Below are 12,307 nucleotides of genomic sequence, written 5' to 3'. Positions count from 1 at the left end.
CGCGTGCATTTCTAAGCTGTGCGCTGCGGTGCTGCGGTCTGGCCTCAGCTGGAAAAACCGGCTTCACTCTCCGGCCACGGGAACGCACAGATCCCACGGCCGGAGCGGGTGGATACAATGGGTCAGGCGCAAGAGGCAGCTCCTGTCGAGACAGACCAGACCCAGATCACCTGTTCGCGCACCTTCGCCGCGTGGCTGGCGCAGCACCGGGTGAGCCTCGCCTTCTCGTCCTACCAGAGCGGGCAGCTCTTTCTCGTCGGCCAGTTCGGCAACGAGAACCTCTCGTTCCATCAGCGCAATTTCGTGCGGGCCATGGGCCTCGCCCCGCGCGGCGAGGAGCTTTATCTCGCCTCGCTGAACCAGATCTGGCGCTTCGCCAACGTGCTCGGCCCGGACGAGCGGGCGAACGGGCATTTCGACCGCCTCTACGTGCCGCGCACTGCCTTCGTCACCGGCGACGTGGACGCCCACGAGATCGCGGTGGAGGCGAGCGGCCGCATCGTCTTCGTGAACACCAAGTTCAGCTGCCTCGCCACGATCAGCCACCGCCACTCCTTCAAGCCGGTGTGGAAGCCCAAGTTCATCTCCCGCCTTGCCGCCGAGGATCGCTGCCACCTCAACGGCCTCGCGCTGGAGGACGGGCGGGTGCGCTACGTGACGGCGGTCTCCGCCACCGACGTGGTGGACGGCTGGCGGGAGCACCGGGTCGGCGGCGGGCTGCTCATCCGGGTGGACGACCACGAGGTCATCGCCGACGGCTTCTCCATGCCCCATTCGCCGCGCGTGCATGGTGGGTGGATCTGGATGCTCGATTCCGCGCGGGGCTATCTGGTGCGCGTCGATCCCGTGACCGGCGCGAAGGAGGACGTCGCCTTCTGCCCGGGCTTCCTGCGCGGCCTCTCCATCCATGCCGGGCACGCGGTGGTGACGCTCTCGCTGCCGCGGCACCTGTCGTTCAATGGCATGCCCATCGATGACGAGATCGCGCGCCGCGGCGGCACGCCCTGGTGCGGCGTCCAGATCATCAAGCTCGCCACCGGCGACGTGGTGGAATGGATCCGCCTGGAAGGCGCCATCCGCGAGCTGTTCGACGTGGCGGTCCTCACCGGCACCACCTGCCCCATGGCCGCGCCCGAGAACGGGGCGGACCTTTCGAGCCTGCTCACCATCGAGGCGCCGGATGGGGTGTTGGGGTGAGGGGGAGGGGGCGAGTGGAGTAGTAGTGAGCGTCTAGCATCCGGATCGAAATAAATTCGATTTCAGTATTTTTATTGTCTGTCGCCAAGATGACGTAATCTTCTACCGAGGCATTGCTCCTGTGACTTCGGCGGTCACGTCGCAAACGTCGATAGAATTCCATATATCATCACGCAGGACAAATTTATTACTATTGGTGTGGGCTATAAAAGTTGAGCGCTCTATGACGATTTTAATCGGGATCAGTGCCGCCTTTAAAACTTTGAATCCATCATCGAATAGAACACCTGCGAGAAAATCAAAGTACCCTCCGTTTATGTCACGTATTGCAGACAGTTGGCGGGACTTATTACGCCTATGAACGCGTCTCCCCTTGATTTGATACCGTGTGCCGTCTGACCCGGTGGCGTCGTATCCGCGTTCGGATTTTGCCGCTTGTCGCCAACCGAAGGCGGTGCAAAACAAATACTCAGCAAGGTCACCCGTAGGATTGTTTGCGCTCCGCACAATGCCACGCTCTCGAAGTTCTTCACCGATCTCTGCGTGAAGAACCAAAAGTTCGGTGACTGATAGTGCTTTAACCAGAGCGGCAGTTGGCACGTTTGAGTTGGGCGGATAGCTCATGGCGAGTCGCCGTAAAATGATGCGGGTCTCCGTCCATTGGACGATGTGCAATGGCGGAAGGGGTGGCGGATGGGGTGAAAGCCTGAACCCCGCATTATTGCTGGATTTCTACCCTCGCCCTGAATGCCGATACCCGGTTGGATACCCGGGAAAATATTTTTGCGGGTTACTGTGACGGGGTGGCTCGTTCGATGCGAATACACGGGTCTGCGCGGTGAGGCCGACCGTTCTGCGGGCCGGCCAGCGCGCGCCGAAAGCAAGCCCAACGGGCATCAGCCGAGGAAGCCACAGTTCTTGGCCGCGCTCATCCCGGCCGCCGTCACGGAAAACACGCCCTTAACGGGCTCTTCGATCAGGCCTTTCCCAAGCAACCCAGAGATATCGGATTCCTCGATCTTCGGCAGATGGCGAAGGGTGACCTCCTGGGCCAGTTCCTCGCGCGAGACCATGGTGTGCTTGTCGAACCATGCCTTCTGCGCGAGGCACATCAGAAGTTCCAGTTCGTGCCCGTCGAACTCAATCCCGACTGCCATCGATCGATTCCCTCCGTTGAGGAGCCGATCATACCTTAGATTGCAAAGATGCAATCGCGGCGAGCGCCTGGCGGTGGCAATCCACGAGCGCGTCGCACGCAGCCTGCAGGGTGCCGCCCGGCGCCAGATCGGCATGGAAGCCGGCATCGAACCGGTCGATCGGGAAGGCGGCGAGCAGTCGCTCGCGCTCCGGCCCATTGTAATCCGGCCCTAAGCTGGCATGGCCGGTGAGATTGCAGAGGCCGACGGTCCACCACCAGCCAGGCAGGTCGCGGTGGATGATGGCCACGCATGCGTCGATCGTGTCCGGTGCCATCATCTAGGCTCCCGGCACGGTGGAGAGTTCGCGCCGCCGCTCGGCCTCCCTGCGCCGCTCCGCGACCTTCTCGGCTGTCAGCGGCTCCCGGTCCTCGACGTTCCGCTGGCGGCAATAGCCCCACTCGCGGCAGGCCATGGGCGCACGGCAGGGGGCGGTGAGGCAGGGCTCTGGGGGGCGTGCCTCATTGCTCATGTGCAGAGCCCTCGGGTGCCACTGGCCGTTCATGCTTGTCGCGCTGGTGCTGGCGCCTCGCCTTTCGTGAGGTGAACTGCTTGGAGCAGATCGGGCAAGTCGCGCAGTTGTTGCTGAGATTCCCGCGGGCGGGGCCATCGATCCCGCTGTCTCTCCGGCACCGGGCCGAGCAGTAGCGCGGCATGCCGTCCGGCTCCCCGTCCTCGATGTAGCCGCCGCAGGACGCGCACAGCGTCCCGTCCAGCATCATTTCGGCGATCTCGCCCATGGCGTCAGCCCTCCCCGCTAGGGAGGGGAATGAACCGCCCGTCAGTGAACTCGTCGGTGAAGCACGCCCATAGCTTGCCGTCCGCGCCCTGGTAGACGGTGAGGCGGTCGCCTTCGCGCAACTTACGCTCGTTATCGGCGAGGCCATTGTAGCCGCCAGCGCTCACCTGCGCCTCGGCCTCGCCGAGTACACGATATTCCAAGCCTCGCTTGACGTGCCGGTGCGTCGGCCGGAACTCCTCTGCCGCAGGGGCGGGGGAGAGGATGCGTCCGAGCAATTCGTCTGCCCACTCGCGATGCCTCGGGGCTACGTCCTCGCCGAACAGCCCAGCCAGATAGCGCGCCGTGGTCTCCCTCACCTCGGCCGGCTTTGGGGCGGTGGGGTGGGTGGCGAGGATTTCGTCCGCGTCCATTTCAGCAAGTGCGGACAGTGCTGCGGCGCGCGTCGAAGGCGCTGCCGCATCGATCTGCTCTTGCCGTTCGGATGCGCGGCGCACGTCGGCAGCGAACCACGTCTCCCCCTCGGGCTCGGCGGGGTGGGAGGCGAGGGCCGCGCGGGCGTGCTCGCCACGATCCACGATAATGTCGCCGTAGAAGTGTTTGCCGGTGGAGTAGAAGGCCAGCGCATTCCTGAGTATCCGCAGCGCCTCCCGCACCCGCTCCGTCCCCTTCTCAGGTGAGGCGGGAGAGGGGGCGGTTTGGCGCATGTAGCCAGCCAGTTCCTCGCGCGTGATAAGCGAATAGTCCGGGTACTCGGCCGGTGATGTACGGTCGTCTTTCTCGCAAAGATCCTGCCATGCCTCGTCGGCAGTCATCCCCTCCGGCACCGCCACCGGGGCAGGCGGGGCGGGGCGAGTATAAAGGCCGCGGCACCCTTCATCGATCTTGTCGCCCCACCCCTTCGCGACGAACTCCGAGCACTCGACCCATTTTCCGTCTTTGAACTGCTGGTAGGCCACCGGCTCCGGGGCAGGCGGGGCGGGGTGATCTGCGGTGTAGAGGGGGCGTTCTTCCACCTTGAAGTCGCTGTAGCACTCGTCTTCAGGGTCGAAGGGTGGCAGCGAAGGTGCGCGCCCGTCTAGCCACGGCATTTCGGCCGCGCCTCGGAACGCGTAGCGGTGCTGCCACGCCACCGGCGCCCCCGGCTGGCGGGCATGGGAGGCCGGTCTAGACCAGCCTTCATCGCGCAGGTCGCAGAATGTCCGATAGCCAGCTTCGACGAAGCACTGTCGCGCAAAGTCCGCAAGTTTTTCACGGGACTTCGGATCCGTGCTCATGCGCGCTACCATGCCCGCGATATCGGTCTCTGCGGCCCATACGTCGGCCTTACGGTCAAGGAACGCCAAGATGGCGTCGTTCTCGTTGGCGGACTCGAAAGCCCCGAGATTTGCCTCGGTCGTCATCGGGGCATCTCCGGATCCGTGAACGTGACGAGGCCCGGTGCGCCGCCAAGCGGCTTCGCGAACGCCGGTGCCTCCCATGCGCGCTCGTCATCCTCAGGGATCGCAGCCCATGCCTCCCATTCGGCGGCTTTGGCCACGGGCACGAGATACCAGTGGCTGTCGTTGTCGGTGCTCAGGAAGAAGCGTTCCTGCGGCGGCAAGTCCGCCCGGTGGGGGCTGTCCGGGTGCTCCGGCTCCTCGACGAGCTCATAGCCCACGTTGCCGGCGAGCATCTTCGCCAGCCGGTGCTGCTCCTCGCAGGGCAGGGCGCTAAGGGTCGCATCCGACGGAACAGCCCCGGTGAACGTCGCGATGGCGGCGAGGGCCGCCGCATCCACGTCGACCGAGCCCTTGGCTGTCCAGTCATCGGATCCGCCCAGTCGTTCAAAGGTCGTGAGGGAGAACACACCTTCCTTGAGCTTTTCCACGCTCAGGCTCGCGTCGGCGTTCACATCGTCGACCAAGAGTCGCTTATCGGCATCGGTCACGGCCGGGATCCTTCATCATGAGAGGGGAGGTCGGCGAGCGTCGCCGGCAGGGTGTCGATGTTCCCGAGGCGGGGCACGAAGGTGTAGGCAGCCACCCATGGGTTCGCGTCCCATGCGCCATCTCCGTTGATGCGCTTCCATAGATCGGCGTACCAGGCGCGGGCAGTGGAGAACCAAGTGCCGGCCACGGCCATGGTCATGTGATCGTCTGCAACGCGCCGGGAGGCTTTGCCGATATAGGCACCCTCGGCTCGCGCATCCTCCTCGCTGATGTCCTGCAGCCGCTCCACCCGCACGTCGGTGACGTAGAGCGTCAGGCGGGAGTGCTTGCGGAACATGAAGCGGCCGAGCCGCTTGTGCCATGCCGGAGTGCCGGGATCGGCGTTGTGGCGGCCTTTGCGGAACTCGGCCGGCGGGTCGAGCAGCACCTCGTCGGTATCGGGCACGAACTGCCACTTCTCGCGGCCGCCCTTGGTCGTCTTCACGGCCGCCACCTCCCAATGTCCGAACTGGAAATGCTCCTCGCGGCACCAGAGGCGGTCGCCTGGCTGGAAGGGCAGCATCTCGGCGGCAATGTTGGACACAGCGTCGTCGGACCATGTGAAGACGCCGCCATGCGAATTGTGGATCAGCCACCCTTCTGATTGCGTCCGCTCGATCAGCGGCACGCCGTTGGTGCGCCGGGTCTGTGTCTTCCCGGTGCCGGGCTGCTCGACCTCCCGCACCAGCGCGCGGACCATGGGCGGGCTGAAGAGGATGGGAAGGTCAGGCATCGATTCCGCCCTTCCTTGAAGCGCATTCCGCTCGCGTCTCCTCCGCCTCGGCGTTCTCGCCATAGTCGCAGTCGCCGCAGACGGTGCATTCGTGGACGGGGACGGAACACGACCCGTTCTCGCAACCGCAGTTCTTCCCGCCGATGTGCTTCCAGCGATGCCCGACCTCGGCGCATGGCGCTGTCGCGATCCTGCGCTTCAGATAGGCGACGCGGGCTTCGGCTTCTTCGAGCTGCTCATGCAGGTCAGCCACGGGTCACCCCCACATCCAGAACTGCCGTCGCCTCCGGCCGCGCCCGCCACTCCCCGCACCAGCTTCGGGCCGCCGGGAACCCATCGCCGACGACGTAGAGGACCGGCAGCTGGTTGTCGGTCGGGTAAAGGCAGACCTGCGGGGGGAAGCGGTGGCAGAAGCCGTCGCGGTTGAAGTGGCAGGTGGTGCAGTCGTCAGCCATTGTCGTCTCCAAACCGGAATGCGCCCTGCGGCGATGGCGGGGCCGCCGGATGTGGCGGTGCGGGATTGGGAACCGGCGGTACCGGATCGCCGATTGAGATCGTGCCGGGGTTGTCGAAGGCGATCGGGCGGGCGTCGTTCGGGACGCGGTGCCTGCCGCGCGCCATCGGGTGGATGGGGTCGCCGGCCTTCGTCTTGCCCAGGCACCAAAGCTGCAAGGTGCGCTCACGCTGACTGGTGTCGCAGTTGATGGTGTCAAAGAGCTGCTCGGCCCACATCTCGGTCTCGAGCCCCAGCGACCCAGCGGGCGAGCCCCAAGCGACCATGGCGGCGTCGATCGCTTCGAGTTCCTTCGCGATCCGGTTGTGGTTGCGCCAGATGGTGTCTCTCACCCACCAATACTGCCGGTCGGCCCATCCGACGACGGTCTGCGCCAACTCGCGCGGCGAGGACGTGCGCCACGGATAGAGGTTGAACACGACTAGGCCGTTGAAGCCCCACATCCACGAGAAGCGGATGATCCGAAGCAGCGTCGGGTCGTTCACCTTCCCGTCCGCAGTGCTCGGGTTCAACATTATCCACGGCAGCCAAGAATAGGGGTCGGTCTGGCCGGCCGGTCCCCACCAGCGGGCAAGCTTGTGCCGGAAGCCGGGATCGGCCCACTCGCGCATCCTCACGAACTCGGGAAAGCCCTCGGTGCGCATCTGCGGCGCGGCGAGTTGCGCGTGGATGCTCATGGCGCGCGCCCCTCGAACCGGATCGCGCGCTCCCACGCCTCCTCGCATGACAGCCCACGCCATGCCTCGAACCGGCTCTCGCTGCTGCAATTGCCGATGTTCGCGAACAAGATGAAGGTGAGCGGCCCGAGATCGAGGCGCCACTCGCCGCCGTAAACGTCCACGATGCGGTCGGCGCGCAGCGTCCACGTGAGCGGCCAGAACTGGACGCCGATCCCGATTTCGCGGCAGTTCCGCCAGTGCCAGCGAGGTTCAACCATGGCGGGGCTCCTCTCCGATCTTTCTGGCCTCTTCCCGCATCCCAGAGACCGACTGCGCGAGCAGGTCGGAGAAGCGGAGGAGCTTTTCCCGAGGGGTTTCCTCGGGCCCGCCGATCAGGGATGCGCGGGCGTCGCTCAGGGACGCGACCAGCGTTCCATCGGGCCGGCGGGACACGTGGACGCTGAAGAGCCACGTGGGCTCCGGATTGAGGGCGACGATCTCAGCCATGGGCGTCGTCCTTGCTGACGACCACGACGGGCGTGTCGGGAATCATCTCCCGCAACTCGGTCAAGGGATGAACCCTGCGGTGCTGCGTGGCGTCCAGCCGGGGCACGGACAGTTCCGGGCCCAGCCGCTCAACCCATCGGTCGCGCCATTCCTGCCAGTTGTCCGGCGTGACCTGCTTTGCCTCGCCGAGAACGATGGCGATCCGCGGGTCAAACGCGATGGCAACGGGCCGGGCTTCCTCGCCGACCCGCGGCAGTTGGTGCGTGAACAGGCTTTCTCCAGCCATCCAGCCCAGCACCTCGTAGACGCCACCGATGCCGCTGACCAGAACGCCGGAGACCGCGGAAATCACGTCGACAGTGGGAAAGGCCTTTGTCTCAATCATGCTCTTCCTCCTGCTGCGCCGGCGCCGGGTACTTGGCCGCCAGCTGGTCGAGCGTGAGCGTCTCCTCCTCGGCGGTGATGCGATGGTGAGCGAGCACGCGCTCGCCGCGGCCGCGGAATTCCTTGGGGGGCATCTCCGCCCACACCTGCGGTGACGGGCCGCGTAGCCCGCGGACCCAGACGAAGACGGTCATGGCGCGCGGCCCTCCGCCTTCTTGAGAGCGACGGACGCAGCTTCCATCACGGCGGGGGGCATCGCTGGGAAACCGTTGAAACTGTTCAATGCGCGCAGGCCTTCAAGGATTTCGGGGCGAGCATGGAGCGTGCGCACATCGTGAAGCAGCCAGAGAAGCACGCGGGTATCGACTCTCACGAAAGCCGTGCCAGTATTCGGCCCCACGGGGGCACTTGCGACCGATTTTTCAAGCACATCAATGGTATGCATGGGCGTCAGCGGTTCGTCCCATCTCACGAGTTTGGTCTCAGCCATTGCCTATCTCCTTCAGGGCTTGCTCACGCGCGGCCGTCAGCTCGGCGAATTCCGCCGGCGTGCCGCCGTGGTCGGGGTGGCGGATCTTGGCGAGGGTGCGGAAGGCCTCGTCGATCATCGCGCGCGTCGGTCGCGCGCCGAGGTCGAGCACCTGGCGCCATGGCCGGGCACCGCCGGGCGCGGGGAGGGCGGGCACGAAACCCTTGAAGGTCGCGCGCACCAGCGCCAGCGTGCCGTGACGCAGCTCGACGCGCCGGGCCTCGATGATGTGGTGGATCGCCTGGAGGTTCGCCTCCACGGTCTGGTAGCGGTCGACCGGGATGCAGCGCTGCTCACCGTCCCAGAGGAACCACGCGGCAACACCGGGATCCGTCGGCTTGCTCTGGCCCAGCGTGACGTTGGACGAGAGGATGATCTCGCGAACCGGCGCCCGGCTGTCCTCGCCGAACCTGCGCAGGCTGTCCTGCACGTTCTTCAGCGCGGTGGGGAGCGCGGTCTTGAACTTGCCGGGCTCGCGGCTCTTGGCGCGCGGGAAGCCTTCCGGCCATTGGAGCGGATAGGCGGCGGTCATCCCGCCCTCCCCAAGCGCTGCACGGGGCAGATCAGGCGCACGCTGGTCGGATATACGAGCGCAGCCGGCGAGCTGTCGTCCTCGCGCACGAGGTCAAGTCGTCCGAACTTGTCGATCGACCGAACGATCAGGCGGGCACTGGTTTCGGAATATTCGACCTCATCCCCAACTTCGAATTGAGGCAGGCTCTCGTGCTCGATGCTCCCCGTGTAGGGGCCCCAGCATTCTTCCTTTCTGCCGTCGATCTCATCCCAACGCACAGGGGTGCAGTTGCGTGAGGTGTCCGAGCCCTCCACCACAGTCCCGAGCCGCCCGACGCCAAGATCCCGGCCGCCGCTACGATGCGTGAACCTCACCCTGTCTCCCGGTAGATACTCGCCGTGCTCCAAGGCGCGGATCGAATATACGGGCGGGTCGGAAATGCTTCCCGGGAAAACCAGCGATGAATTGGTATCGTGCGGGGCGGCCTCTTTATAGCGGCGACGAATTCGATATGCGACGACATCCCGTCCGTCGCCTTTCCAATTCCATTGCCAGACAGCGGAGACCAGCCCACTCGATTTAAACTTCCGTGCTACCCGATCTTCTCGTAGGAGCACATCTACCGTCTCCTTCGGAGCCGGATTATCGCCACCGGACCATTCTATCCAACCGTCGTCATTGGGAAGCCAAGGCTTCTCCCCTACCTCATTGGTGCGAGAATCCTCGAAGCCGGGAAGCGACGCCTTGGCCTGATTGGGAAAAGGCGGAGGCTCACAGGTCAGCGCTTCGGTGCATGCCGTGTGGATGATCGCTCGTTGCCGAGGGCTGATGCCGCCGCTTCCGCTGGTGGCTTCAAGGATCCGATGCAGCCACGTCCGGAGCCGGATCACCTCGGCGCCGGCGCGCTCCAGCGTGTCATCTTCCGGGCCGCCGTCCTTGAGCTTCACGCCGGGGATGTAATCGGCCTCGGCGATGATGTGGGTCGCCCCGCGGGAATTGCGGAACTGCTGCCAGATGTCGTCGCCGTGCGGATTGGGAGTGGACTCGAAGGCCACCGCCCGGCCGGTCGCGGCGCCAGCGGTCACGAAACCGATGTTGGACTCGGTGATGACCAGGTGCGTCGGGTACACCGACGTGAACACGGCGGCCGGCGTCTTGGCGTGGCCGATGTTCTCCAGCACGTGGAAGGTCTGGCCGGGGTTCTCGGTGCCGAGGCGGATCGCCTCCCTGGTGGCACTGTCAACGGTGTCGTGGCGGAAGCGCGGCGGCCGCATGCCGTCCGGGTTCCACACGATGCAGAAGTGATCGCCCATTGTGAGGTCTCCCTTGCTGGCGCCGGCGCGGGCGGCATCCGCCGCGTCGATCAGGTCTTGGATCTGGGTGAGCAGCAGCATCCGGGCTGCCGATGTCTCGCCGGCGGCCTCGAACGCGGTGACGATCGCGAGGGCCCGGTCAAAGGAGGTGCCGCGGTCAGCCATGGCGCGGCGGCCGTGGCGGAGGCGTCATCCGGTCGTGATGGAAGCGGGTGGCAAACCCGTCCTCCCAGGACTCGAGCCTTTCGGCATCGAGCCGACGCAGGCTCCACGCCGAACCGATCACGGTGCCCAGAATGAGGAGGAGCGCAGCCACACCGAAAGCGGTGGCGGTGTCCATCACGATCATGCTGCGGGCGTCGGCGGCGCGAAGGCGTTGATGATGGCCCGGATTGCATTCAGGGCCGCGGTCTTGGCCTCGATCGACGGGAGGGCGGCAACCATGCGCCACGCCTCGATGCCGTGCCTGTCGGGCTCCGGCATTTCATCCACCCCGGACTTCACATCGCCCTTCAGAAGCCAGTCGGGCGACACTTGCAGTATCTCGGCCAGCCGCGCGATCCGAGCGCCGCTCACGCGGTTGACGCCCTTCTCGTATTTCTGGACCTGCTGGAAGGTGAGCCCCAGCTGCTCGGCCAGCTTCTCCTGGCTGATGCCGAGCAGCATGCGCCGGGTCTTGATGCGGGCGCCGATCTCCGCTTCCTCCGGCTTGACCAACTTCGACATGGTGTCCTCCTTCACGCGCCGGAGCGCTTGTTGTCCGCGATGGTTTCCAGGGACGAGGCGATGCTGGCGAAGTCCTCCAGCGCGCCGACGATGAGGTTGCTCACCGCATCGATCGTCGCGTGCGCAGCACGCCTGTCCTCCGTTGCGACGCTCTTGCTGGCCTCCGCCTTGAGCATGTCGGCAAGGATGTTCACGTTGTCCCTGATAGTGGTGTCGGTGGTCATGCTGCCCTCGCGATAATCACGGCCTTCGCCGCTCTGGTTAATCCGGTGTAAAGATGCTTGCAGGCATCGTCCCGAAACGCCCCGCTCTCATCGAACAGGTAGACGTATTCCCACTGCGAGCCCTGCGACTTGTGGACAGTCAGCGCATTCCCGAAGTCGAATTGATCGGAATGCTTGAGTTCCGGGATGGAGAGTTCTTTCTCGCGGCCAACGAAGAAGTGGGGGTGAACCTCGACCTCGACCGGCTGGCGCACGGCGCCCGCGTCATTCGGCGATACGATCATCTTGATGGCGTGCGGCTCGGCCTCGATCAGGTCTGCCACGTCCCAGAGGCCTCCGTTCAGCAGGCCTTTGGTCCGGTTGTTCTTCAGGCAGACGAGGCGCTCTCCGACATGCGGCACCGGGCCGCCGAAGCCGCGAAGCTTCCGGAGGCGTTCGTTGTAGAGCCGGCGTGTCCGGTTGATCCCTACCAGCACCTGGTCGGCGGCGAGCACCTCGCCCCGGTCCACATCGCGGGTGGATATGACCCTGCTGCTCCCGTACCGACCGAACTGAAGCTGGCGCCCCTCGCGCACGTCCATGGACATGCGGATGATCGGGTTATCCTGCGCCTGGCGATGAACCTCCGTCAGCATGAAGTCGGGCCGGCGCGCGGTGAAAAAGCCCTCGCCGCGTACAGGCGGCAGCTGGGCAGGATCGCCGAGCACAAGGATCTTCTTGCCGTAGGAGAGGAGGTCGTTGCCCAGGTCCGGCCCGACCATGGACACCTCGTCGACGACGGCGATCGCGGCATCCTTCATCGGGCCGTCGGGGTCGAGGATCCACTCCGTGACGCCGCCGGCCCGCTCCCGCGACTTGTAGATGGTCGAGTGGATGGTGCGGGCACCCCAGCACCCCTTGGTCTGCAGCACCAGCGCAGCCTTGCCGGTTAAGGCCATGAAGAGCACGGATCCGGACACGCTGCCGGCGAGTTCCTTCGCCAGCGTCGTCTTGCCCGTGCCGGCGAACCCGGCAAGGTAGAAGACCTGCGGAGCGTGCTCGTCGCGCAGCCACTCGGCCACGGCCTTCAACGCGCCTTCCTGTTGGGGGGACCAGCTCATGC

23 protein-coding genes are annotated in these 12,307 nt (G+C 65.3%); 1 reads left to right on the top strand and 22 read right to left on the bottom strand.

Going from position 1 to position 12,307, the window contains the following annotated elements:
- Nucleotides 1-117: 117 nt before the first annotated feature.
- Nucleotides 118-1,197 (top strand): TIGR03032 family protein, encoded by a 1,080-nt coding sequence (locus EJ105_RS08120; RefSeq protein WP_250165940.1) that lies wholly within the window; start codon nt 118-120, stop codon nt 1,195-1,197.
- A gap of 102 nt (nt 1,198-1,299) precedes the next feature.
- On the opposite strand, the gene EJ105_RS08115 is transcribed toward EJ105_RS08120, so the two are convergent.
- From EJ105_RS08115 to EJ105_RS08010, 22 genes are all read right to left on the bottom strand, one after another.
- Nucleotides 1,300-1,821: a hypothetical protein gene (locus tag EJ105_RS08115; RefSeq protein ID WP_250165939.1), complete on the bottom strand. Its 522-nt coding sequence runs from the start codon at nt 1,819-1,821 to the stop codon at nt 1,300-1,302.
- Between the two features lie 272 nt (nt 1,822-2,093).
- Nucleotides 2,094-2,354 carry a hypothetical protein gene (locus EJ105_RS08110; RefSeq protein ID WP_250165938.1) on the bottom strand — a complete coding sequence of 87 codons (261 nt, stop codon included), beginning with the start codon at nt 2,352-2,354 and terminating at the stop codon, nt 2,094-2,096.
- Nucleotides 2,355-2,382: 28 nt separating this feature from the next.
- The gene (locus EJ105_RS08105; protein ID WP_250165937.1) at nt 2,383-2,673 is read right to left on the bottom strand and encodes a hypothetical protein; all 291 of its coding nucleotides are present in this window, start codon (nt 2,671-2,673) and stop codon (nt 2,383-2,385) included.
- Nucleotides 2,674-2,865 (bottom strand): hypothetical protein, encoded by a 192-nt coding sequence (locus tag EJ105_RS08100; RefSeq protein ID WP_250165936.1) that lies wholly within the window; start codon nt 2,863-2,865, stop codon nt 2,674-2,676.
- The gene (locus tag EJ105_RS08095) at nt 2,855-3,133 is read right to left on the bottom strand and encodes a hypothetical protein (RefSeq protein WP_250165935.1); all 279 of its coding nucleotides are present in this window, start codon (nt 3,131-3,133) and stop codon (nt 2,855-2,857) included. The genes EJ105_RS08100 and EJ105_RS08095 overlap by 11 nt, the downstream gene beginning before the upstream one ends.
- A 4-nt stretch (nt 3,134-3,137) precedes the next feature.
- Complete coding sequence (locus EJ105_RS08090) at nt 3,138-4,535, bottom strand: hypothetical protein (RefSeq protein WP_250165934.1); 1,398 nt, start codon at nt 4,533-4,535, stop codon at nt 3,138-3,140.
- A complete protein-coding gene (locus tag EJ105_RS08085; RefSeq protein ID WP_250165933.1) occupies nt 4,532-5,062 on the bottom strand; it encodes a hypothetical protein in 531 nt (176 codons plus the stop codon). Before EJ105_RS08085 ends, EJ105_RS08090 begins: the two co-directional genes overlap by 4 nt.
- Entirely contained in the window at nt 5,059-5,835 is a 777-nt protein-coding gene (locus EJ105_RS08080; RefSeq protein WP_250165932.1) for an ASCH domain-containing protein, read from the bottom strand. The genes EJ105_RS08085 and EJ105_RS08080 overlap by 4 nt, the downstream gene beginning before the upstream one ends.
- Complete coding sequence (locus tag EJ105_RS08075; protein WP_250165931.1) at nt 5,828-6,088, bottom strand: hypothetical protein; 261 nt, start codon at nt 6,086-6,088, stop codon at nt 5,828-5,830. The genes EJ105_RS08080 and EJ105_RS08075 overlap by 8 nt, the downstream gene beginning before the upstream one ends.
- On the bottom strand, nt 6,081-6,290 hold the full coding sequence (locus EJ105_RS08070; protein WP_250165930.1) for a hypothetical protein: 210 nt from the start codon (nt 6,288-6,290) through the stop codon (nt 6,081-6,083). The genes EJ105_RS08075 and EJ105_RS08070 overlap by 8 nt, the downstream gene beginning before the upstream one ends.
- Complete coding sequence (locus EJ105_RS08065; protein WP_250165929.1) at nt 6,283-7,026, bottom strand: DUF1643 domain-containing protein; 744 nt, start codon at nt 7,024-7,026, stop codon at nt 6,283-6,285. The genes EJ105_RS08070 and EJ105_RS08065 overlap by 8 nt, the downstream gene beginning before the upstream one ends.
- Nucleotides 7,023-7,286: a hypothetical protein gene (locus tag EJ105_RS08060; protein ID WP_250165928.1), complete on the bottom strand. Its 264-nt coding sequence runs from the start codon at nt 7,284-7,286 to the stop codon at nt 7,023-7,025. The genes EJ105_RS08065 and EJ105_RS08060 overlap by 4 nt, the downstream gene beginning before the upstream one ends.
- Nucleotides 7,279-7,515, bottom strand: coding sequence for a hypothetical protein (locus EJ105_RS08055; protein ID WP_250165927.1), 237 nt, complete (start codon nt 7,513-7,515; stop codon nt 7,279-7,281). Before EJ105_RS08055 ends, EJ105_RS08060 begins: the two co-directional genes overlap by 8 nt.
- Entirely contained in the window at nt 7,508-7,900 is a 393-nt protein-coding gene (locus EJ105_RS08050; RefSeq protein ID WP_250165926.1) for a DUF7736 domain-containing protein, read from the bottom strand. The genes EJ105_RS08055 and EJ105_RS08050 overlap by 8 nt, the downstream gene beginning before the upstream one ends.
- The gene (locus EJ105_RS08045; protein WP_250165925.1) at nt 7,893-8,093 is read right to left on the bottom strand and encodes a hypothetical protein; all 201 of its coding nucleotides are present in this window, start codon (nt 8,091-8,093) and stop codon (nt 7,893-7,895) included. The genes EJ105_RS08050 and EJ105_RS08045 overlap by 8 nt, the downstream gene beginning before the upstream one ends.
- Nucleotides 8,090-8,389, bottom strand: a complete 300-nt coding sequence (locus tag EJ105_RS08040; RefSeq protein ID WP_250165924.1) for a hypothetical protein — start codon at nt 8,387-8,389, stop codon at nt 8,090-8,092. Before EJ105_RS08040 ends, EJ105_RS08045 begins: the two co-directional genes overlap by 4 nt.
- Complete coding sequence (locus EJ105_RS08035) at nt 8,382-8,960, bottom strand: J domain-containing protein (protein ID WP_250165923.1); 579 nt, start codon at nt 8,958-8,960, stop codon at nt 8,382-8,384. The genes EJ105_RS08040 and EJ105_RS08035 overlap by 8 nt, the downstream gene beginning before the upstream one ends.
- Nucleotides 8,957-10,420: a hypothetical protein gene (locus tag EJ105_RS08030; protein WP_250165922.1), complete on the bottom strand. Its 1,464-nt coding sequence runs from the start codon at nt 10,418-10,420 to the stop codon at nt 8,957-8,959. The genes EJ105_RS08035 and EJ105_RS08030 overlap by 4 nt, the downstream gene beginning before the upstream one ends.
- Nucleotides 10,413-10,604: a hypothetical protein gene (locus tag EJ105_RS08025; protein WP_250165921.1), complete on the bottom strand. Its 192-nt coding sequence runs from the start codon at nt 10,602-10,604 to the stop codon at nt 10,413-10,415. The genes EJ105_RS08030 and EJ105_RS08025 overlap by 8 nt, the downstream gene beginning before the upstream one ends.
- Nucleotides 10,601-10,981: a helix-turn-helix domain-containing protein gene (locus tag EJ105_RS08020; RefSeq protein WP_250165920.1), complete on the bottom strand. Its 381-nt coding sequence runs from the start codon at nt 10,979-10,981 to the stop codon at nt 10,601-10,603. The genes EJ105_RS08025 and EJ105_RS08020 overlap by 4 nt, the downstream gene beginning before the upstream one ends.
- 11 nt (nt 10,982-10,992) lie before the next feature.
- The gene (locus EJ105_RS08015) at nt 10,993-11,205 is read right to left on the bottom strand and encodes a hypothetical protein (protein WP_250165919.1); all 213 of its coding nucleotides are present in this window, start codon (nt 11,203-11,205) and stop codon (nt 10,993-10,995) included.
- Nucleotides 11,202-12,305 (bottom strand): ATP-dependent DNA helicase, encoded by a 1,104-nt coding sequence (locus EJ105_RS08010; RefSeq protein ID WP_250165918.1) that lies wholly within the window; start codon nt 12,303-12,305, stop codon nt 11,202-11,204. Before EJ105_RS08010 ends, EJ105_RS08015 begins: the two co-directional genes overlap by 4 nt.
- Between the last annotated feature and the right edge of the window lie 2 nt (nt 12,306-12,307).

This window comes from Xanthobacter aminoxidans, from assembly GCF_023571765.1.
GTDB classification, from domain to species: Bacteria; Pseudomonadota; Alphaproteobacteria; order Rhizobiales; family Xanthobacteraceae; genus Xanthobacter; species Xanthobacter aminoxidans.
The sequence above is the reverse complement of the archived record's forward strand: the minus strand, read 5'-3'. Positions and strand labels throughout refer to the sequence as shown.